This window comes from Cupriavidus gilardii (genome assembly GCF_008801915.1).
Classification (GTDB): Bacteria; Pseudomonadota; Gammaproteobacteria; order Burkholderiales; family Burkholderiaceae; genus Cupriavidus; species Cupriavidus gilardii.
The window spans coordinates 70,843-90,625 of sequence record NZ_VZOV01000008.1 but is presented as its reverse complement, the minus strand read 5'-3'; the positions used below and the strand labels follow the sequence as shown (position 1 = coordinate 90,625).

Below are 19,783 nucleotides of genomic sequence, written 5' to 3'. Positions count from 1 at the left end.
GCGCTCAATCCGAATTGCGCACCATCTCGCCGTCGACGGTGGCCGCGCCCGCCTTGATCAGGCCGGACAGCACCTGCTCCATCACGCCCGGCAACGGCGCACCGTCCAGATGGCGCAGCCGCACGCGCTCGAGCAGCGGTGCCTGCGCCATCCACTGCAGCAGCGCGTCGCGCGTCATCTCGCGCTGCTCCAGCAGCTTGAACTTGACCAGCACCTTCAGCGCGTGCACGGCGTTGCGGCGGGGATCGGCGCGCAGATAGTCGAGCCGGCCGCGGGCCCGCTCCAGCGCCGCGCCGACATCGGCGAACGGACTGCCATGGCCGGGAATCACCAGCCGTACGTCGAGCTCGGCGATCCGTCGCAACACGGCGTCCTGCTCGGCGAAACCGCTGTCGCCGTCGAGCTCGGGAAAGATCACGCCGAAGCCGTGTTGCCACAGCGCATCGCCGGAGATCAGGATGCCTTCCGCCGGCGCGAACAGCATCACCGCGTGAGGGTCATGCCCGGGGGCGGCGATGACCTGCCAGTCCAGGCCACCCATCCGCATCGACTGGCCGTCCTCGAGCAGCGCGTCGAAGGCGAAGCGATCGCACTGCTGGCCGGTGGCGCGATAGCTCAGCGCATCGACATCCCACTGCGCCACCGCGCGGGCCTCGGCCGCCGGAATCCATGTGCGGGGCTGCCAGCGCCGCTGCAGCAGCGCATTGCCGCCGCAGTGATCGGAATGCAGATGGGTATTGATCAGCCGCTTCAGCGGCTTGCCGTCCAGCGCGGCCTCGACCAGCGCGACGGTCTGCTGGGCATGGCTGACATAGCCGGTATCGACCAGCACGGTATCGTCGCCGTCGATCAGCAGCACGTTGTTGGCCGACAGCCAGCCGCGTTCGAACACGCGGATGCCGGCGGGCAACCGGTCGGCGAATGCGTCCGGCTGGTTTGCTGTGGATTCGCTCATGGGCGCCCCGACTGCACCGTGTCGCCGGTATTGGAGGTATCGGAAGTATCGGAGGTATTGCAGGTATCGCCGGTAGCGGCGGTGCCCGCCGCGGCGGCGCGTTGCGGCAGCGTCTGCCAGATCGCGCGCTTGTCTTCGTCGCTGCGATTGGCCCAGCCGGCAATCTCGTCGATGGTGCGGAAGCACCCTTCGCAGTAGCCGTGCTGGCCCATGCGGCAGACATCCCGGCAAGGCGAGGCGACCGGCCTCGCATACTGGGCGGCAAGCGCGCGGCGGCGCAGATCGGCAATCAATTTGGCGTCGGCTGGCATGGGGACGAAGGGCCGGAGGCTGATCGACGCAGTGTAGCGCCATTGCGCGGCCGGCACAGCCCGGCGGGCCGGGGCTGCCGCGTCCTCAGCGCCAGGCCAGTACCGGACGGTGGTCGGACCGCACGCCATCGACCATGGCGAGGCACTCGCGGCGGGCGTCGCGCCACGCCTGGCGGCTGGCCGCGTCCGCCGGGGCACGGGCAAACCAGTACGACACCTTGTCGAGCAGGCGGGCGCGCGCCCGCTCCCGGGCCGGCAGGTCCACGATGGCCTGCCACAGCGTCTGGCGGCAGCGGTCGAAACCGCGCCAATCGATCGGCCTCGCGCCCTTGGGCCCGGATTCCATGTCGACCAGCAGCGGCAGCAGGTCGCTTTGCTGCTCGGGCGACAACGCAGGCAATAACCCCAACGCATGCCGTACGGTGGCCAGATGAAAGTGCCGCTCGTTCGACGGAGCGAAGGGCGCGCGCACCGCGCACAGGGCGGCGAGCATGCCGAGCATGCTGTCAAACGGCAAACCGCGGACCCATCTCCATACCGCGTCGACGAAGGCGGGGATCGCGTCCTCGGCCCAGGCCCGCCTGGCCGACCTCGCCGCGCCGTCGTGCAGCTGCAGCATGACATCCCCCATGCCGATCAGCGCCGAAAGCGCCGCGGTATCCAGGCGCGCCGCCGTGCCCTCCAGCTGCACGAGGGCCTCGGTCAGCCCGGCGATCCGCGTTCTCCAGTCGGCGTCGAGCGCAACGCCGTGACTGTGACACTGCACCGCGACTGCACCGATCAGCGAGGCCTGCAGCGCCGCATTCGGCAACGGCGGCTCCATCGCGGCCAGTCCCACATCGATCCATAGCTGGGGCACCACCCGATTGCGCGAAAGCGCCACGATCCACTGGGCCTGCTGGGCCGTCGGCAGGCAGACCAGCGCGCTGTCCAGCGCATCGCCATATTGGCCGTAGTCCGCCAGCGTGCGCGCGCGATACCAGAGCGTCAGCGGTTTCAGCAGTCGATGATGGACCGCCAGGTTCAACACCCGCTCGAACAGTTCCATCGTATGCGGGCCCCTGTACAGGAAGGCCGGCAGGTTTGACAGCAATGCCGCCTGCTGCTGCGGTGGCAACGGCGTCAGCCGCGGCAGCAGCATCGATTCCCACTGGGTGGCATCGGCCACGTACGTCAGGCATCGCGCAATCTGCCGCAGTTCCGCCTCGGCGGCGTCGTCGTGCTGCGACGTCGGCGGCGGCAAGGCGTCCCACATCGCGTTCCAGGCAGCGAGACGGGCGGGTTCGGCCAATAGCGCGAACAGCAGCGCCTCGATCATATGGCGATCGTTGCCCGGCAGCTCGCCGGCATTCTGCAGCCATCTGCCTGCGGCGAGGCGGGCCTTGTTCTTGACGCGCTGGTCCGACAGCGCGGCCAGCGCCTGCAACAGCGCCTTCATCAGAATGACAGCTGCCTGCGTCGGCCATGCGGACGCCGTTGCCAACAGGCGCTCCCATACCGCCATCCCGGCACGGAACGCCGCGTCGCCACCGCGCGGATCGGGCGGATCGGGCGGACAGTCTTGCACCAGCATGGCCGGCGCCGAGATCCGGAACAGTGCCGCGAGCGCGTGCGCGCTGGCGCCCGGATCGAGTTCGGCCAGCTCCAGCGCCTGCAGGGCCAACGGCACGGCCTTCGACGGCGGCAAACGGGAAGGCTCGGCAACAAGGCTGGCAAGATCGTCGACGACGCGGCGCCGCTGCACCGCTGGAACCACGCGCACGGCCAGCAGCCAGCAGGACTCCGGCACCAGCAGCGCGCGTACGCGGTCGGTGATCGACAGCGTCGGATTCCTGTGCAGCGCCAATGCCGCGCCGATCCGTTCGGCCAGTGGCAGGCGCTCGAGCGCGCGGCAAAGTTCCACCGCGAGACGCTGGACCTGACGGCTCTCTTCCACGGCAAGACATGGCTGCCGCGCCAGCTCGGTGGCGAGCAGGCGCAGCGGTACCGCGGCGCCGTCGCCGTCGGGAAACGCCAGCTGGATCGCATCGAGCACACTGCGCAGGCCCGCGCAGCGCTGGCTGCCGGGCAGCTCCGAAACGCGGTCGGCCGCCACCTGCAATGCCTTTGCGCGCGTCGGCCGGTCCGGCTCGACGGCGAACGGCCGGCTCTCCGTTTGCGGCAGCGTATGCGCGAGCGCGCGGCGCAGCCCCGGCAGCGTGGTCCACAAGGCCGCCTGCAGCAAGGGCACGCAGTGCGCCATCGGCTTGGCGAACCGGGAGCAGACCTGCCGCAACGCGTGGCAGTCCTGCAGACTGAGCCTTACGCCGATCGCGTGCAGCAACGGCAGCGGCAACGCTTCGAACCGGGACAGCGTGCTGGCGTCGCGCCGATCGCGCACCGCGGTCTGCTCGCGCTGGCATCGCATCTGCTGTTGCAGCGCGCGCGCGGACATCGCGAACATCCAGGATTCCATCTCGCGGCGGTCGCGCCCGGTCAGTTGCCATCGCCGCCCGCCTTCCAGCCGGAACAGCGACCGCACAAGGTCGAGCAGCCGGTCGAGCAGACTGCGCGGCCGGCCCGCTGCATCGAGCCGGATCGCGACGAAGGTGTTGTCGTCCAGGCGCTCGACCCGGACCGACTCGCCACGGAAGCGGAACACACCGATGGTTTGCGCGCCGCTCGATGGCGCCCGTCCAAGACGGGACAGCGCGGCAATGCTGTCGGCGTGGGTCGGATCGTAGAGGTACTTCGGAGAATCAGGCATGGTCCGTCGTCCGTCTTCAGGGCGCGGCAGGCTCACGCGTTCGCCGCGAGTCCATGGATCGGCGCCGGACCGGACGCGGCGACCGCGAACGACAGCGCCTGTTGCACGGCAAGCCGCCATGGAAGGACGCAGTTGCGGTCGACTTCGGCCAGGCCGTCGCACAGCGCCGCGTATTCGACCATGCAATGTCGCCAGCGCAAACGCATGACATCGTCCATCGGCGAATCGATCAGCCAGCGTCCGACCGCGAACAGGATAGGTAGGCGGTTCCGGTCGGGCATCGCATCGCGCAGCAGGTCCCACATCGCGAGGTGCATGGCACCGAATCCGGCCGCTCTGGCGCTGTCGATACGCGCCACCGCGAGCGCAAGCAGGATGTCGCCACGGCGCCCGGCCGGCACGCTGGACACGCTGCTTCTGACCAATTCGAGCACATGATGCAGGCTGGGCCTGGACAGGTAGTGGTAGACGTTCGCGTTCTCGGTATTGCGTCCCGAACCCGGATTGCGCAGCAGCAGTGCCTGGACGACTTCCGCGCGCATCGACGCTGGCGCACGTGCGACCCAGCGCCAGATCCGATCCAGCAGCATGATCGCCTCGACGACCTCGCGCGGCGGTGGCTGGCGCAGGCTCGCCGCCATGGCTGCGGTGTTGCCAAGCATCACCATGTCGGTGGCGAACTGGAGTTGGGCCCGTACCGGCGGACTCGCTTCGAGCTCGCCGGCCAGCGTCTCGATGCGGTCCAGCACCTTGGACAACGCGAGACCCCCGCGCGTCTCCTCTTCGCACAGCCTGGCCAGCAGCGAGGCGATCCGGATCCGCACCGGGCCTTCCTCGATGCCCGTCGTCGGCTGCCGCAGCCAGTTCATCGCCAGCGTCGCCGCGCAAGGCAGGCGGCGCTCGTCCTGCAGCAATTCGTACAGCAGACCGAACCGGCTGACCGGGTCCATGCGTTGCAGTATCGATTCCACGCTGCGCTGCTGCGCTGGCGACAACGCACCTGCCGCGTACCACCACAAGGCGGCAAAGGGGCTGTCGTACTGCTGCGCCAGACGCATCGACTCGGCCAGCACCTGCGCCATGCTGCCGGGCGCATCGCGCATGGCCTCCGCCGGCAACATCGTCAGCAGCCTGGCGTGCAACCCAGGCGCCAGCGGCGCGCTACCGCCGTGCCCGCCGAGCGGAGCCGGCCAGTTCAGCGACGGCACGCTCCAGAGCATGCCGATCAATCCGCGTGCCAAGCCGATGCGCCGCGCATCATCGTCGCCGACACCGCTGCACCAGTCGGCCCACCTTGCCTCCCAGTAGGCGCCTCGCTCGTCTTCGGGCAGACAGGAGATCAGTGGCGCACCGAGTTCGATCCGCTGCGCGGCCGGCAGCGCGGCCGTTTGCAGCCAGCCGCGAAATGCCGACGCACACGGCCGGCCGACGGCCTCGGGCAGATCGCTCAGACGGGCGCGCAGCCGGCGCATCGGCGGCGCGATCAGCGCGGGCGGCAGCGCGCTCGTCCGTTCGAACAATGCTCGCCACCGTGCCTCGTCCTCCTCGGGATTGCCGCCGACGATCCAGGTCTTGCACATGGCCTCCAGTGCGAATGCCTTGAGCCGATCGCGATCCGGCTCGTTGCAGGCCGTGCCGGTCCGATCGATGGCGCCGAGCATTGCGTCCCACGCCTCGGCGCGCGGCGGCTGCGCGGACCACGGGTCGGGGAGCCCCTGCAGCAGCGCCTCGCAGACGATCCATGTTGCCCTGGCCCATTCGGATGCCGGAAGCCGGCCGACGACGGCGAACCAGTTCCCGGCGGTGCAATCCAGCGCGGTGAACGCCCGCCGCGCTTCCCGCGTGCGGTGGCTCGCCAGCACGGCGGCCAACGCCGGATATCGATGATCGGCCGGCAGTGCGTCGATCAACCGGCCGAGGCGGCTTTCGGTCGCGTCGCGGTCGGAGTCGCGTACCGAATCGAGGGAGCGGGCGATCGCGGCGAGCGCACGGGCGCGCAGGCCGGCCGCATGAAGGCGCTCGGCGGTGTCGAGCAGTACCTCGCATGCCGGCTGCCGCTGCGCGGGCAGCAGAACCTGGACGCGTGCCGCGAGCGCCGACACCAGACTGCCATGGCTGGCCATCGGCACGGGCCACTCGGGATCCTGGCGCCGCGGCCAGCCGGCCATCTCGTCGAGCACGGCCAGCATCGCCGACAGCGTCGTGGCTTGCGCCGCGCCGCGCATAGCGCGCGCGACCAGCGCCTGGCTGGCGGTGGAGCGCCTTGCGTCCTTGCTGACCGCCGCCACGGCCAGTACCTGGTCCGGCTCGAGGAATCGGCAGACCTGGCGCCAGAAGAGCGGATGGATGCATGCGGGTGCAGGCGCAGCTTCCGGTGCGGGTGCCGGTGTCGCAGCGATGTGGCGCGTCGGCGTGCCGGCCTTGTCATTGCCGTTGGCCTGCTTATTCTCGCTGGCCCCGTGGGCCGACCACCACGCCTGTTCGATCCCGCGTCGCTGCTCGATGATGGTACGGGCGTCGCGCCGGCCGATGGCCCAACTGCGGCCGCCTTCCAGACGCAGCAGGCTGCGCAGCCAGTAGATCAGTCTGGACCATGGCGAACCGAACCGGGCCGGCGGATCGCGTTCGGCGCGCACGGGCTTGTCGTGCAGCCATACGATCCTGACGCTGTAGGCGCGCTCGAAGACGGGGCGCAGGTGTTCGATGTCTTCGAATTGTCGCGGCGGCAAGCCGTGGTAGACGTATTTGTACGAGTCGGGCATGGCGTTCGGACATGGAGTGAATCAAGACCGCCCCGTATCGGGGTGCCCACAGGGCGAAGGCGCACCCTGCGGACCTGCACGGTATTGTTCCCATGCCGAACATGGCTGCTTGCCAAAACGGCGGCAAACCCAAGCGTTTGGGGCGGCCGATCTACCTTGGCGCGGCGGCCGCCCGTTCGCGCTTGGCGGCGACCTTGTCGTTGAAGCGCGCCGCGTCGATCAGATGGCGCTCATGCACGCCTTCGGAGATCTTGTCCTCGCCATCCCAGGCGGACAACTCGAAACGCAGCTTGCGGCCCTCGATCGCCGTCAGCACGCCCTTGACCGTGATCGTCATGCCGGCCGGCGTCGGCGCCAGATGCGTGAAGCTGACCAGCGTGCCGAGCGATTGCTCGCGTGGCCAGTCCAGGTATTCACGCAGCATCTGCAGGCACGCGCACTCCATGATGCCGACCATATAGCCGGTCGCCAGCACGTCGGGCATCTCGGGACAGCCGGGCACATCGTCGTAGAGATTCGGCACCGTGGCCTTGGGCGGCACCGTATAGCGCCAGGTGAACGCCAGGCCGGGTTTCAGATCGGGGCTCATGCCGAACCCTCCTGCGCCACGTCGGCCACTTCCGCGCCGGTGATGGCCTGCAGTTGCTGCGGGGTCAGGTTGAACACCGCGTGCGGATGGCCGGCGGCGGCCCACAGGCTGTCATGGCGGAACAGGTCGCGATCGAGCAGCATCACCGGCGCGACCGCATGGCCGATCGGGCAGACACCGCCGATCGCATAGCCGGTCTTTTCCCTAACGAAGCGGGCATCGGCCTTGCCGAGCGCGCCGACGCGCGCGGCGACCTTGGCCTCGTCGACACGATTGCTGCCGCTTGCGATCACCACCACCGGCGCGTCGTCGTCGAGCCGCCGAAAGACAATCGACTTGGCGATTTCGGCGACGGAGCACCCCAGCCCGGCAGCGGCCTCGGCCGAGGTCTTGCCGGTCGACGGCAGCATCACGATCGGCTTGTCATGGCCCAGCTCGGCGAGCAGGCGCGCCACGCGCTGGGCGGATTCGGGCAAGGCAGCCTCGGCGGCGGTGCCTTCGGACAACGACAAGGGTCGGGCGAGGTTCTGCATCGGGCTTCGGTCTCCGCGCGTTGTGGTTTCTTGTCTGGATCGGACTGGCTTCGGACGGCTCAAGACGGCTTCAGACGCAGGCCGCGGCGTTGCCTTCGGCCTGGTCGGCCGCCCACTTGGTCAGCAGCGCGCGGCCGACCCGCGAGTTGTTGGCGCGGCCGATCGCCTGCGAGATGAAATCGCCGGCGCGCACCACCTGCTCCAGGTCGATGCCGGTGCGCACGCCCATGCCATGCAGCATGTACAGCACGTCCTCGGTCGCGACATTGCCGGTCGCGCCCTTCGCATAGGGGCAACCGCCGAGGCCCGCTACCGAGGCGTGGAAGATCTGGATGCCGACGTCGAGGCTGGCGAGGATGTTCGACAGCGCCTGGCCATAGGTGTCGTGGAAATGGCCGGACAGGCGGTCCAGCGCAAACTCGGCGGCGGCGGCGCGCATCACTTCCTGCACGCGGGCCGGCGTGCCGACGCCGATGGTGTCGGCGATGTCGATCTCGTCGCAGCCGAGGTCCCGCATGCGGCGGACCACGTCGACCACCGCGGCGACCGGCACCTCGCCCTGGTAGGGGCAGCCCAGCGAGCACGAAATGCTGCCGCGCAGCCGGATGCCCTTTTCCTTGGCGGCAGCCGCCACCGGCTCGAAGCGCGCGATCGATTCGGCGATCGAGCAATTGATGTTCTTCTGCGAAAAGGCCTCGCTGGCGGCGCCGAAGATCACCACTTCGTCGGCGCCCGCCGCGACCGCGCCCTCGAAGCTCTTCATGTTCGGCGTCAGTACCGAATACAGCGTGCCGGGCCGGCGCTGGATGCGCGCCATCACCTCGGCGCCGTCCGCCATTTGCGGCACCCATTTGGGCGACACGAACGAAGCCGCCTCGATATTGACGAAGCCCGCCTCGGTCAGCCGATCGATCAGCGCGACCTTGGTGTCGGCCGGCACCATCGCCTTCTCGTTCTGCAGGCCATCGCGCGGCCCGACCTCGACGATCTTCACGTAGTTGGGTTGGTTCATCGCTGCTCCTCGTCTGGTGGTGGCCGCCGCTCGCGGCGGCGGTCCGGTTTTATGTGGTGCGCCGCTCAGTAGCCGCGCTGCAGGTCTACCACGCCGGCGATCGGCTGGCCGGCCCGCAGCGCGCGGATCTTGTCGGCGATCTGCGCGATGCTGTCCTCGCGCAGCGTCAGCGCCGAGATATGCGGCGTGATGGTGATGCGCGGCTCGCGCCAGAACGGATGTTCCGGCGGCAGCGGCTCGGTGCGGAACACGTCGAGCGTCGCGCCGGCGATCTGGCCCTGCTGCACCGCGGCCAGCAGGTCCTCTTCGACCAGGTGCGGGCCGCGCGCGACGTTGATCAGATAGGCGCCCTTGGCCAGCCGGTTCAGCAGCGCCGCGTCGATGATGTTCTCGGTTTCGGGCGTCAGCGGCAGCACGTTGACCAGCACGCGCAGCCCGTCGAGAAAGGTGGCCTGCCCGGCCTCGCCGGCATGGCACTGCACGCCGTCGACCGTCTTCGGCGATCGGCTCCAGCCGCGCACCGGGAAGCCGAACGACGCCAGCGTGCGGGCGATCTGCGCGCCCAGCGTGCCGACGCCCATCACGCCAATGGTGAAATCGGCGCGCCGGTTCGGCTTGAGGAATTTCCAGATGCCCGCCTGCTGCTGCGCCGCGTAGTCGTCGAGCCGGCGGAAATAGCGCAGCACAGCATGGGTCACGTACTCGGCCATCTGCGCGCCCATGCCGGCATCGTCCAGCCGCACAATCGGCACCCCGGCCGGCAGCGCTTCGGGATCGGTGTCGCGCAGCCGCAGGATGCCATCGACGCCGGCGCCCAGATTGAACACAGCCTTCAGGTCCTGGCGTCCCTTCAGCATCTCGAGCGGCGGGCGCCAGACCACCGCATAGTCGACCGGCTGTCCCTGGCTCTCTTCCCAGGTGACGCACTGCGCCTCGGGCAAGGCTTGCGCAAACCCTTCGATCCACGGCGCATAGCGGCCATCGGGCACGTACAACTGCAGCTTCATCGCTTCTCCACGTCTTTGGTCTTGTCCCGGCGTATTGTCTCAGACTCCGTCATTGTCGGACCGGCGCCCGCACAGCCCGGGCGGCCCGGCCGGATCGCCGGATCGCCTGTCAGTCCGGCTGCATCCAGTACTCGATACGCTGGCGCGCCACCATATGTTCCACCGACAGGCCTCGTACCCGGGCGACGAAAGCGGACTTCGCCTTGTCCCAGGCGTGCGCCTCGGCACGGTCGGCTGGCCGGCTGGAGAACCATAGCGCGAGGCGCTGCGCGGCCACCGCGAACTCGCTGTCCGGCAACGCGACCGTCATGGCGTGGATCTGCATGCGCGCACGGCCGAAGTGGGCGCCGACGTTGTTCTGGCCATCGAGCATGTACTCGGCCTTCGCCAGCCCCACCAGCAGAACGGCGCGGCCCGGCATGTCGTCCGATATGGCCCGGGCGGCCCGAAGCAAGGTCCTGCCGGCCCAGAATTGCGGCGTGCGGCGTATCTCGTTGGGCGGCAGCGGCTCCTTCAGCGCGATCAGCGTTTCCAGCACGGCGCGGCGGCCAGCGGGCGAGAGCGCATCCACCAGCGCCCACGTCGCGTCAAACAAGGCGTCGATGCGGCCGGCGCGCGCGATACCGGGCTGCTCGTTCGCCGCCAGCATGAGGCTGTTGACCAGTTGCGCCAGCCGCGCCAGCGTGGCGACGCCGCCGTCATCGCGGCACGTACCCTCCACCAGCGGCAGCAATGCTTCCGCCAGCGCCAACCCCGACTCCACCTGCCTGCCGTCTGCGGCGACCTGCGTATCGGCCCATGAGGCGACCGCCATCGCCACTCGCTGCCCGGCCTCGCGCGCCGGGTGCCCGCCATGCTGGCCGATATGCCGGGCAAGCCGGGCCAGGTCCGGTTGCAGCGCGAGCAGGTCGGGCAGGCTCCAGTGCGCCGCCGCATCCTGATGACCGCGGTACTCGAGCCATTGCACCAGCGCCTGGCAATGATCTGGCCAGTCAAGATGCTGCCGGATGGCCGGGGCGATCTCGGCCTTCGGCCGCCACTGGCATCGCAGCAGCGGGATCACGGGCCCACCGCTTTTCATCAGGTCCAGCGCGGCCTCGTGAAGCTTCGGCTTCAATGCCTTGACGTCGAGCTGGCGGTAGAAGAACCGCCGCATATCGACGAGCTGGACCAGCGCGAGCAGCATATCGGCACGCTGATCCGCCGATGCGTTGCGGCGGTCCATGCAGAAGTCCACCACGCGTTGCCAGCCCTGTTGCGCCGGCACCCATGCCAGCTCGCGCGCCGCCTGGGGGCCCAGGCGGCCAAGCTGCTCGGATTCGATACGGTCCCACACCGCCGACCAGCGTTCGGCCGGCCCATCGGTCGGTTTGAGGTGCGCCAGCCGCGCGAGAAGCCTGACCTGCTGTTCGCAGGTCAGCTTCACGCTGGCTTGCCAGGCATCGACCAACGCCACTGCCTTTGCGCGGTCGATGCCGTCGACGTCGAGACGATCGAGGCTTCTGGACAGCGCGTACGCGAGCTCGACGGCTTCCGTGGCAGGCAAGGCCGGCAGCTGCCGATGCAGCGCGTGCCAGCGATCGAGCGCGACCGCGGGCAGCTCGCGGTCGCCGTTCCCGCCGGGCCTTCCGATCTTCTTCAGGCATGCGGCCAACGCGCACAGTTGCCGCTGCGCCAGGGCTGGGCATCGGCAAGCAGTTGGTCCCAGCGGCTGACCGCCTCCCCTGCCGTGCCGGGCTGGTGCAGAAAGGCCTCGGTAATGCCGACAAGCCGCTCTTGTTGTTCCTGCGGCGTCTGCGACCGGATCAGCGCCGCATAGGCCGCCTTGTCGGGCATCAGCACGGCGGCCGCCTGTTCCCGCTGTTCCTTGGGCAGCGACATCAGCAGCGCGGCGCGTACCCGCATCCCGTTGCGGCCCTCCAGCCCCGCGGCCTGACGGCACAGACAGTCGAGCGCCGCACCGCGTTGAGCGCTTTCCAGCATCGGGATGCGCTCGGCAAGCGCCACGACGAGGGCCTCCTTTTGTCTTGGCGCCAGCCTGTCCGGCCGCTTGGGATCAGCCTGCCGGCCGGCGTCCAGGCCGTAGTCCGCCGCAACCTTCTGCAGGCCCGCCAGCGTGCGCAGGCCGCGCGTGCGGGCCAGCGCCGCATGCAGAGCGAGCTCGCCCTGCATCGCTTGCTGCATGCCCCACGAGGCCAGTCCGAGCGCGGCACGATCGCGGCTCTCCAGGCAGCCGAGCACGACCGTCCAGGCCGCCTCGGCCCAGGCCATCGCCGGCAGGTCGATCGCCGGAGGTGGCGGGGGCGGGGGCGGCGTCGTGAACGATCGCAGATGCCGTTGCCGGTCCGCGGCCCAGCGCTGTCCGATCACCTCATTGCTGTCGCGCTCGTTCAGATACCACGACGCGCCGCCCTCGGCCTTGCACAGCGTCTTCAACCAGTACAGCAGCGCATGCAGCGGGCTGGACAGCGTGGTGGGCTTGACCAGCCGCTCGGCTCGCATGCCGTGGTCGTCCATCCTGATGGACACGGCATAGCCGTCGAAGCGGAACACGCCGAAGTCGTGTTCGGGGGATGGGGCGGCGGAGGCGGTGGTCGAGGGGGTGACCGCGGACCTGGCCGCGGTGGCCGCGGTGGCCGCGGTGGCGGCGGTGGCGGCGGTGGCGGCGGTGGCGGCGGTGGCGGCGGTGGCGGCGGTGGCGGCGGTGGCGGCGGATGGCGCCGGTGCGCAGGCGTCGATGGTGTATCGGGGCATGGGAAACTCAAAACGTGCGATTGAGGATTTCCTCGTGCCGCAAAGCCATGCGGTCCGGTGCCGACGTGCCGATGGCGCATGCCCGGGATACGCGGGCGGGCGCCAATGCCGTTGGTTCGATGCCAGGCGGGGCCCCCGGGAACCGGCCTCGCGGAGACAAGGCATCGGGGGATTGTCGACGCGAGGTCGCGGCCCGGCTTTCGGGAAGGCATGCGGTTCTTGCATTTCGCAACGCGAGTGCCGCATGCCACGTCCCCGAAGGCTCAACCGGCCTTCGCCTCGAAGCCGAGCAGTTGCTCGCCCTCGCCGACCTGCTCGCCGACCCCATACAGCACTTCGCCGACGACGCCATCGGCCGGCGCGCTGATGGTGTGCTCCATCTTCATTGCCTCCATCACCAGCAGCGGCGTGCCGCGCGTGACGGTGGCGCCCGCTTCGACCATCACGGCGATCACCTTGCCCGGCATCGGCGCGGTCAGCTTGCCGCCCTCGCCTTCGGCATCGCCGGCATGCGCCAGCGGATCCTGCCATTCCAGCGACACATGCCGCCCGCCGGCGAACACATGGAAGACGTCGCCGTCGCGATGCACCTGGCCATGCGCGCGGCGCGTGCCGAGGTCGACCTGCACGTCGTCGGCCACGCAATGCGTGCGGAACGGTGCCGCCTGGTCGGCATAGAACAGCGTGCTGCCCTGCGCGTCGGCCTGCAGCGTGACTTCCAGCGTGTCGGCGCCATGCGTGAAGCGCAGCACCCGCTGGGCGCCCGCATTCAGCCGCCACGGCCCGGCATGGGTCCACGGCGAATTCGGGTCCGCCGCATCGATGCGGCGCTCGCGCGCCTCGGCATCGAGCAGCGCCGCCACCGCCAGCGCGATCAGTTCCATGCCGACCGGTGCGGGCGGCGCGAACAGCGTGGCCTCGTTGCGCGCGATCAGGCCGGTATCGAGATCTGCTCCGGCAAACGGCTCGGAGGCCACCAGCCGCTGCAGGAACGCGATATTGGTCGACAGCCCGACCACGTGAAAAGCGGCCAGCGCCTGCCGCATGCGCGCCAGCGCCTCGTCGCGGTCCTTGCCCCAGACGATCAGCTTGGCAATCATCGGGTCGTAATACGGGCTGATCGCATCGCCCTCGCGTACGCCCGAATCGATCCGCACGCCGGCCGGGCCATGCACGTCTTCACCGCGCATGAACTGCACCGCCGGCGGCGTGCGCAGATAGCGCAGCGTGCCGGTCGACGGCAGGAACTGCTTGTCGGGGTTCTCGGCGTAGATGCGCGCCTCGAGCGCATGGCCGTCGATGCGCAGCTGGTCCTGCGACAGCGGCAGCGGCTCGCCGGCGGCCACGCGCAATTGCCATTCGACCAGGTCCTGGCCCGTGATCATCTCGGTCACCGGGTGTTCGACCTGCAGCCGCGTGTTCATCTCCATGAAGTAGAACGAGCCATCCTGGTTTGCGATGAACTCCACCGTGCCGGCGCCGACATAGCCGACCGCCTTGGCCGCGGCGACCGCCGCCTCCCCCATCGCGCGGCGCCGCTCCTCGGTCATGCCCGGTGCCGGCGCTTCCTCCAGCACCTTCTGATGGCGCCGCTGCACCGAGCAGTCGCGCTCGAACAGGTAGACGCAGTTGCCCTGCGTGTCGGCGAACACCTGGATCTCGATATGGCGCGGCCGGGTCAGGTACTTCTCGACCAGCACCTTGTCGTCGCCGAAGCTGGCGCTGGCCTCGCGCTTGACCGACGCGAGCGCCGCCTCGAAGCCGGCCGCGTCCTCGACCACGCGCATGCCCTTGCCGCCGCCGCCTGCGCTCGCCTTGAGCAGCACCGGATAGCCGATGCGGTCGGCCTCGCGGCGCAGCAGCGCCGGGTCCTGGTCCTCGCCGTGATAGCCCGGCACCAACGGCACCGCGGCGCGTTCCATCAGCTGCTTGGCCGCGCTCTTGCTGCCCATCGCGCGGATCGCCGATGCCGGCGGCCCGATGAACACGAGTCCGGCCGCGGCGCAGGCCTCGGCAAAGCCCTCGTTCTCCGACAGGAAGCCGTAGCCCGGGTGGATCGCCTGCGCGCCGGTCGCGCGCGCCATTTCGATGATGTGATCGCCGCGCAGATAGCTGTCGCGCGCCGCGGCGCCGCCGATATGCACGGCCTCGTCGCAATAGGCGACATGGCGCGCCTGCGCGTCCGCGTCGGAATAGACCGCAACGGTGCGGATGCCCAGGCGCCGGCAGGTGGCGGCGACGCGGCAGGCGATTTCGCCGCGGTTGGCGATCAGGATCTTGGTGAACATGGCTCCTCCTTGTTGATGGGGAACGGCGACCGGCTGGCTGCAGGTGTCCGCGCCGCCCGCCACTCTCCGTCGTCCCCGCGCGGGGCGGGGCAACGGGAGCACGGCAGGCGCGGACACCCTCGTCATCCCGCGTGTCCTTCCGCGCGGATGCCGAGCCGGCCCAGCAGCGCGCGATCACGCTCGGCCTGCGGGTTGCCGGTGGTCAGCAGCTTGTCGCCGTAGAAAATCGAATTGGCGCCGGCCAGGAAGCACAGCGCCTGCAACGCTTCGTCCATGGCCTCGCGGCCGGCGGACAGGCGCACCATCGCGCGCGGCATCGTGATGCGCGCGACCGCGATCGTGCGAACGAACTCGAACGGGTCCAGCGGCGCGGTGCCCGCCAGCGGCGTGCCCTCGACCTGGACCAGATTGTTGATGGGCACCGACTCCGGATACGGGTCCATGTTGGCCAGCTGCGCGATCAACCCGGCGCGCGCCTCGCGCGTCTCGCCCATGCCGACGATGCCGCCGCAGCAGACGTTGATGCCGGCGTCGCGCACATGGCCGATGGTGTCCAGGCGGTCCTGGTAGGTACGCGTGCTGATGATCTCGCCGTAGAACTCCGGCGAGGTATCCAGATTGTGGTTGTAGTAGTCGAGGCCGGCTTCCTTGAGCCGCTGCGCCTGCTCGGCGCGCAGCATGCCGAGCGTGACGCAGGTCTCCAGGCCCATGGCCTTGACCTCGCGGACCATGTCGATCACCGGTTCGAGATGGCGGTCCTTCGGGCTGCGCCAGGCGGCGCCCATGCAGAAGCGCGTGGCGCCGTTGGCCTTGGCGGCGCGGGCGGCGTCGAGCACCTCGTCGAGCGCCATCAGCGTGCCGGCCTTGACGCCGGCATCGTGGTGCGCGCTCTGCGGGCAATAGCCGCAATCCTCCTCGCAGCCGCCAGTCTTGATCGACAGCAGCGTCGACAGCTGCACGGTATTGGCGTCGAAATGCTCGCGATGGACCTGCTGCGCGCGGAACAGCAGATCGTTGAAGGGCAGCGCGAACAGCGCGGCGACGGCGTCGACGGTCCAGCGGGCGCTGTTGCCGTTGGTATCGGCCGCGTCGGCGCGAGCGGCTTGAGCAGCCTGTTGGCGTGCGCTCTGGCGCAGCGAATCGGCGGAAATGGTGGCGATGGTAGTCATGTCGGGTCGAATTCTGTTGTCAGGCGGCGCGCTCGCAGGGCGCGTCGCCGGGATGTCGGGTGGGGTCGAGCAGCGCGGCCAGATCGAGGCAACGCGCGGCCTGGTCGGCAGGCACCTGCCAGGGCAGCGTGCCGAGCCACGGCGTGCCGATCGCGTCGAACGCGTCCCGCAGCGTGGCGATGTTGTCGTCGGCGAGCAGCATGTCCGGATCGATCCGGTTGGCGATCCAGCCGGCCAGGCGCAGTCCGCGCGCGCGTACCGCCTCGGCGGTCAGCAACGCATGGCTCAGGCACCCCAGCCGGATGCCGACCACCAGGATCACCGGCAGGCCCAGCAGGACCGCGAGGTCGGCGGTATCCCAGCCGTCGGGTCCGGTGGCCAGCGGCACGCGAAAGCCGCCGACGCCTTCGACCACGACCGCGTCGGCCTGCGCGCGCAGCGCGGCAAACGCCGACAGGATCGGCTCGGCGTCGATGCGGACGCCATCGGCCTGCGCGGCGAGATGCGGCGAGCACGGCGTGCGCAGCAGCCACGGGCAGGTCTGCGCCAGCGGCACGTCGACGCTGCTGGCCGCGCGCAATTGCGCGACATCGTCGTTGTGCCACTGGCCGTCGCGCAGCTCGCACCCGCTCGCGACGGGCTTCATGCCGACCGTCGTGCGGCCCCCCGCGGCAAGCGCATGCAGCAGCGCCGCGCTGGCGTGAGTCTTGCCGACCCCGGTATCGGTACCGGTGACGAAACAGGCAAAGGCGGGAAGTCGGCTCATGCGGCCTCCTTGCACGTAGAGCTGGCCGGTGCCGCGAGCGTGCCCAGTGCCGCCAGCAAGGCCGCGACATCGCCTCGGCCGTGCGCGGCCGACAACGTGATGCGCAGCCGCGCGGTGCCCTCGGGCACGGTGGGCGGACGGATCGCGCCCACGCGAATGCCGGCCTGCTCGAGTCCCGCCGACAGCGACAGCGCCGCGGCGTTGCCGCCGACGATCAGCGGCTGGATCGCGGTCGCGCTGTCGGCCAACTGCCAGCCGGCCCGCGCGGCCATCGGCGCCAGACCGGTCCGCAGTTCGGCGATGCGCTGCCGCAGCGCCGCCCGCCGCTGCGCGCCCTCGTCGCCCTCGATCAGCGCGAGGCTGGCCAGCAGCGCATGGGCCGCCGCCGGCGGCGCCGCCGTGGTGAAGATATACGTGCGCGCGGTATTGACCAGATGCTCGACGATCAGCCGATGCGCGGCGACAAAGGCCCCGGCGACACCGGCCGCCTTGCCGAGCGTGCCGATATAGATCAGCCGCCGCGACGACAGGCCCAGTTGCTCGAGCACACCGTGGCCGCGTTCGCCGAGCACGCCGAAGCCATGGGCGTCGTCGACGATCAGCCAGGCATCGTGCCGCTCGGCCAGCGCCAGCAGTTCGGCCAGCGGCGCGATGTCGCCGTCCATGCTGAAGACGCCGTCGGTGACGATCAGCTTCAGCGGCGACGCGCTGGCGGCGAGCAACGCATCGAGCGCGGCGGCATCGCCATGCGGGTAGCGCTGCACGCTCGCGCGCGCCAGCCGTGCGCCATCGATCAGCGACGCGTGATTCAGCGCCTCGCAGAACAGCGTCGCATCGGCGCCGCCGAGCGCGGTCAGCACCGCCAGATTGGCCATGTAGCCGGTGCAGAAGGTCAGCGCGGCCGCCTCCGGAATCGAGTCGGCGTACCAGCGCGCCAGTTCGGTCTCGAGGCGGTGATGCGCGAGACCGTGGCCCGTGACCAGATGCGAGGCGCCGCTGCCCGCGCCCCAGCGCCGCGCCCCCTCGGCGAAGGCCTCGACGATGGCCGGATGGTTGGCCAGGCCCAGATAGTCGTTGCTGCTGAAGCCCAGCAGGCAACGGGGCTCGGCCTCGCTGCCGTCGGGCAGCATGGCGCCGACGGTCTGCCGCGGGGCACACGGCGTATGCGCGATACGGCGGCTGCGGGTCAGCGCCTGGCGTTCGCGCTCGGCCGCGGCCTGGCTCAGTCGATCAAGCAGCATGGCGCGCCTCCCTGGCCGCTCCGACCGGCGCGACCACGCTGTCGAGCGCGGCCAGCAGGCGCTCGCCGAGCCAGTTGGCCAGCGGCGCGTCGAAGACGTACGGCGGCATCACGTACAGCGTGTTGCCGATCGGCCGGATCAGCACGCCGTGCTCCAGCGCGGCCCGATGGAAGTCGGCGGCGAAGGTCTCGGAGGCGAACGGTTCGTGCAGATCGGCAGCCCAGATCAGGCCGCGCTGGCGCACGTGGCGCAACCGCGCATCGGCGGCCAGGCCGGCCAGCCCCTCGGCCAGCCACTGCGCGCGCTGCCGGTTCATCGCCAGCACGTCGTGCTGGGCGAACAGGTCCAGCGTGGCCACCGCGGCGCGGCAGGCCAGCGGATTGCCGGTGTACGAGTGCGAATGCAGGAAGCTGCGCGACAGCTCGTCGGCGACAAAGGCCTGCTGGATTGCGCCGCGCGTCAGCACCAGCGACAGCGGCAGATAGCCGCCGCTGATGCCCTTGGACAGGCACAGGAAATCGGGCCACTGCTGCGCGCCGAGCGCGGCCCCGCCACGCGACTGCTCCCATGCGAAGAAGGTGCCGGTGCGCCCGCAGCCCACCGCGATCTCGTCGGCGATCAGATGGACGCGATAGCGGTCGCACAGCGCGCGCACGCCGTCCAGATAGGCCGGGTCATGCATCGCCATGCCGGCCGCGCACTGCACCAGCGGCTCGACGATCAGCGCCGCGATGCTGGCGGCGCGCTGCTGCAACAGCGCTTCGAGCTCGTCGAGCGCGCGCTGCGCGACCTCGCGCGGCGATTCGCCGGGCGCGGCCTGGCGCGCGTCCGGAGACATCGCCACGTGGGCGCGCATCAGCAGCGGATCGTAGGCATCGCGGAACACCGCGACATCGGTGACGGTCAGCGCGCCGACCGTCTCGCCGTGGTAGCCGTGGCGCAGGCAGACGAATTCGCGCTTGCCGGGCAGTCCGCTGTTGCGCCAGTAGTGGAAGCTCATCTTCAGCGCGATCTCGACGGCCGAGGCGCCGTCCGATGCGTAGAACGCATGGCCGAGCGCGCCGCCGGTCAGCGCCGACAGCCGTTCCGCCAGCTCCACCGCCGGGGCGTGCGTGCAGCCGGCCAGCATCACGTGTTCGAGCGTGTCGAGCTGGTCCTTCAGCGCGGCATTGATCGCGGGATTCGCGTGGCCGAACAGATTGACCCACCACGAGCTGGTGGCGTCGAACAGGCGCCGGCCTTCGTCGTCGTAGAGCCAGGGCCCTTCGCCGCGGACCACGGCCAGCGGCGGCCGGTCGCCGCCCGGACGCAGGCGCGTGCAGGGATGCCATACCGCACGCAGGCTGCGCGCGGCGAGCCCGTCGCCGTGCTGCCGCGCCGGCGCGGCGGGCGGATCGGTGGGGGCGGTGTGCAAGGACTGGGTATGCAAGGGAGTCCTCCATGGTTGGCCAGCCGTACGCGCGCCGGCCCGGGCAGGCCCGGACGGTGCGGCGAACGCGGCTGGATTGGGAGAACGCATGGTAGGAAGGTCCTTGCGGGCTTGGCAAACGGCCGTGGCGTTGCGCGTTATGGGTGTGTTGACGTCAGATTCCGGCCAGATCGGCGACGAAACCGCAATCCCGCGGAACTGCGCGCGCATCTGCGCACATC

15 protein-coding genes are annotated in these 19,783 nt (G+C 70.1%); all 15 read right to left on the bottom strand.

All coding sequences use genetic code 11. The annotated features are described in order from the left end of the window. Window positions 1-4: 4 nt before the first annotated feature. The 15 genes from F7Q96_RS12330 to bioA all read right to left on the bottom strand — a co-directional run bounded on the left by F7Q96_RS12330 (window position 5) and on the right by bioA (window position 19,547). On the bottom strand, window positions 5-955 hold the full coding sequence (locus F7Q96_RS12330; RefSeq protein ID WP_053820893.1) for an MBL fold metallo-hydrolase: 951 nt from the start codon (window positions 953-955) through the stop codon (window positions 5-7). Further along, window positions 952-1,266 carry a DUF1289 domain-containing protein gene (locus F7Q96_RS27180; protein WP_315904123.1) on the bottom strand — a complete coding sequence of 105 codons (315 nt, stop codon included), beginning with the start codon at window positions 1,264-1,266 and terminating at the stop codon, window positions 952-954. Before F7Q96_RS27180 ends, F7Q96_RS12330 begins: the two co-directional genes overlap by 4 nt. Window positions 1,267-1,351: 85 nt before the next feature. Beyond that, window positions 1,352-4,012 carry a hypothetical protein gene (locus F7Q96_RS12325; protein WP_144425717.1) on the bottom strand — a complete coding sequence of 887 codons (2,661 nt, stop codon included), beginning with the start codon at window positions 4,010-4,012 and terminating at the stop codon, window positions 1,352-1,354. A 32-nt stretch (window positions 4,013-4,044) separates the two neighbouring features. Then, window positions 4,045-6,774, bottom strand: coding sequence for a hypothetical protein (locus tag F7Q96_RS12320; protein WP_053820891.1), 2,730 nt, complete (start codon window positions 6,772-6,774; stop codon window positions 4,045-4,047). A gap of 151 nt (window positions 6,775-6,925) precedes the next feature. Continuing rightward, window positions 6,926-7,363, bottom strand: a complete 438-nt coding sequence (locus F7Q96_RS12315; protein ID WP_053820890.1) for a thioesterase family protein — start codon at window positions 7,361-7,363, stop codon at window positions 6,926-6,928. Further along, window positions 7,360-7,896: a YbaK/EbsC family protein gene (locus F7Q96_RS12310; protein WP_006577544.1), complete on the bottom strand. Its 537-nt coding sequence runs from the start codon at window positions 7,894-7,896 to the stop codon at window positions 7,360-7,362. The genes F7Q96_RS12315 and F7Q96_RS12310 overlap by 4 nt, the downstream gene beginning before the upstream one ends. Window positions 7,897-7,966: 70 nt before the next feature. Continuing rightward, window positions 7,967-8,908 (bottom strand): hydroxymethylglutaryl-CoA lyase, encoded by a 942-nt coding sequence (locus tag F7Q96_RS12305; RefSeq protein WP_151022728.1) that lies wholly within the window; start codon window positions 8,906-8,908, stop codon window positions 7,967-7,969. A gap of 65 nt (window positions 8,909-8,973) precedes the next feature. Further along, window positions 8,974-9,915 (bottom strand): 2-hydroxyacid dehydrogenase, encoded by a 942-nt coding sequence (locus F7Q96_RS12300; RefSeq protein ID WP_053820888.1) that lies wholly within the window; start codon window positions 9,913-9,915, stop codon window positions 8,974-8,976. 109 nt (window positions 9,916-10,024) lie between these two features. Beyond that, on the bottom strand, window positions 10,025-11,569 hold the full coding sequence (locus tag F7Q96_RS12295) for a hypothetical protein (RefSeq protein ID WP_053820887.1): 1,545 nt from the start codon (window positions 11,567-11,569) through the stop codon (window positions 10,025-10,027). Then, window positions 11,554-12,669, bottom strand: coding sequence for a hypothetical protein (locus F7Q96_RS12290; protein ID WP_053820886.1), 1,116 nt, complete (start codon window positions 12,667-12,669; stop codon window positions 11,554-11,556). The genes F7Q96_RS12295 and F7Q96_RS12290 overlap by 16 nt, the downstream gene beginning before the upstream one ends. A gap of 263 nt (window positions 12,670-12,932) precedes the next feature. Then, window positions 12,933-14,957 carry an acetyl/propionyl/methylcrotonyl-CoA carboxylase subunit alpha gene (locus tag F7Q96_RS12280; protein WP_053820885.1) on the bottom strand — a complete coding sequence of 675 codons (2,025 nt, stop codon included), beginning with the start codon at window positions 14,955-14,957 and terminating at the stop codon, window positions 12,933-12,935. Between the two features lie 122 nt (window positions 14,958-15,079). Continuing rightward, window positions 15,080-16,126: a biotin synthase BioB gene (gene bioB / locus F7Q96_RS12275; RefSeq protein ID WP_053820884.1), complete on the bottom strand. Its 1,047-nt coding sequence runs from the start codon at window positions 16,124-16,126 to the stop codon at window positions 15,080-15,082. A 19-nt stretch (window positions 16,127-16,145) separates the two neighbouring features. Next, complete coding sequence (gene bioD, locus F7Q96_RS12270; protein WP_053820883.1) at window positions 16,146-16,892, bottom strand: dethiobiotin synthase; 747 nt, start codon at window positions 16,890-16,892, stop codon at window positions 16,146-16,148. Then, a complete protein-coding gene (gene bioF / locus F7Q96_RS12265; protein WP_151022724.1) occupies window positions 16,889-18,133 on the bottom strand; it encodes an 8-amino-7-oxononanoate synthase in 1,245 nt (414 codons plus the stop codon). The genes bioD and bioF overlap by 4 nt, the downstream gene beginning before the upstream one ends. Beyond that, on the bottom strand, window positions 18,123-19,547 hold the full coding sequence (gene bioA, locus F7Q96_RS12260) for an adenosylmethionine--8-amino-7-oxononanoate transaminase (RefSeq protein WP_390885720.1): 1,425 nt from the start codon (window positions 19,545-19,547) through the stop codon (window positions 18,123-18,125). The genes bioF and bioA overlap by 11 nt, the downstream gene beginning before the upstream one ends. Between the last annotated feature and the right edge of the window lie 236 nt (window positions 19,548-19,783).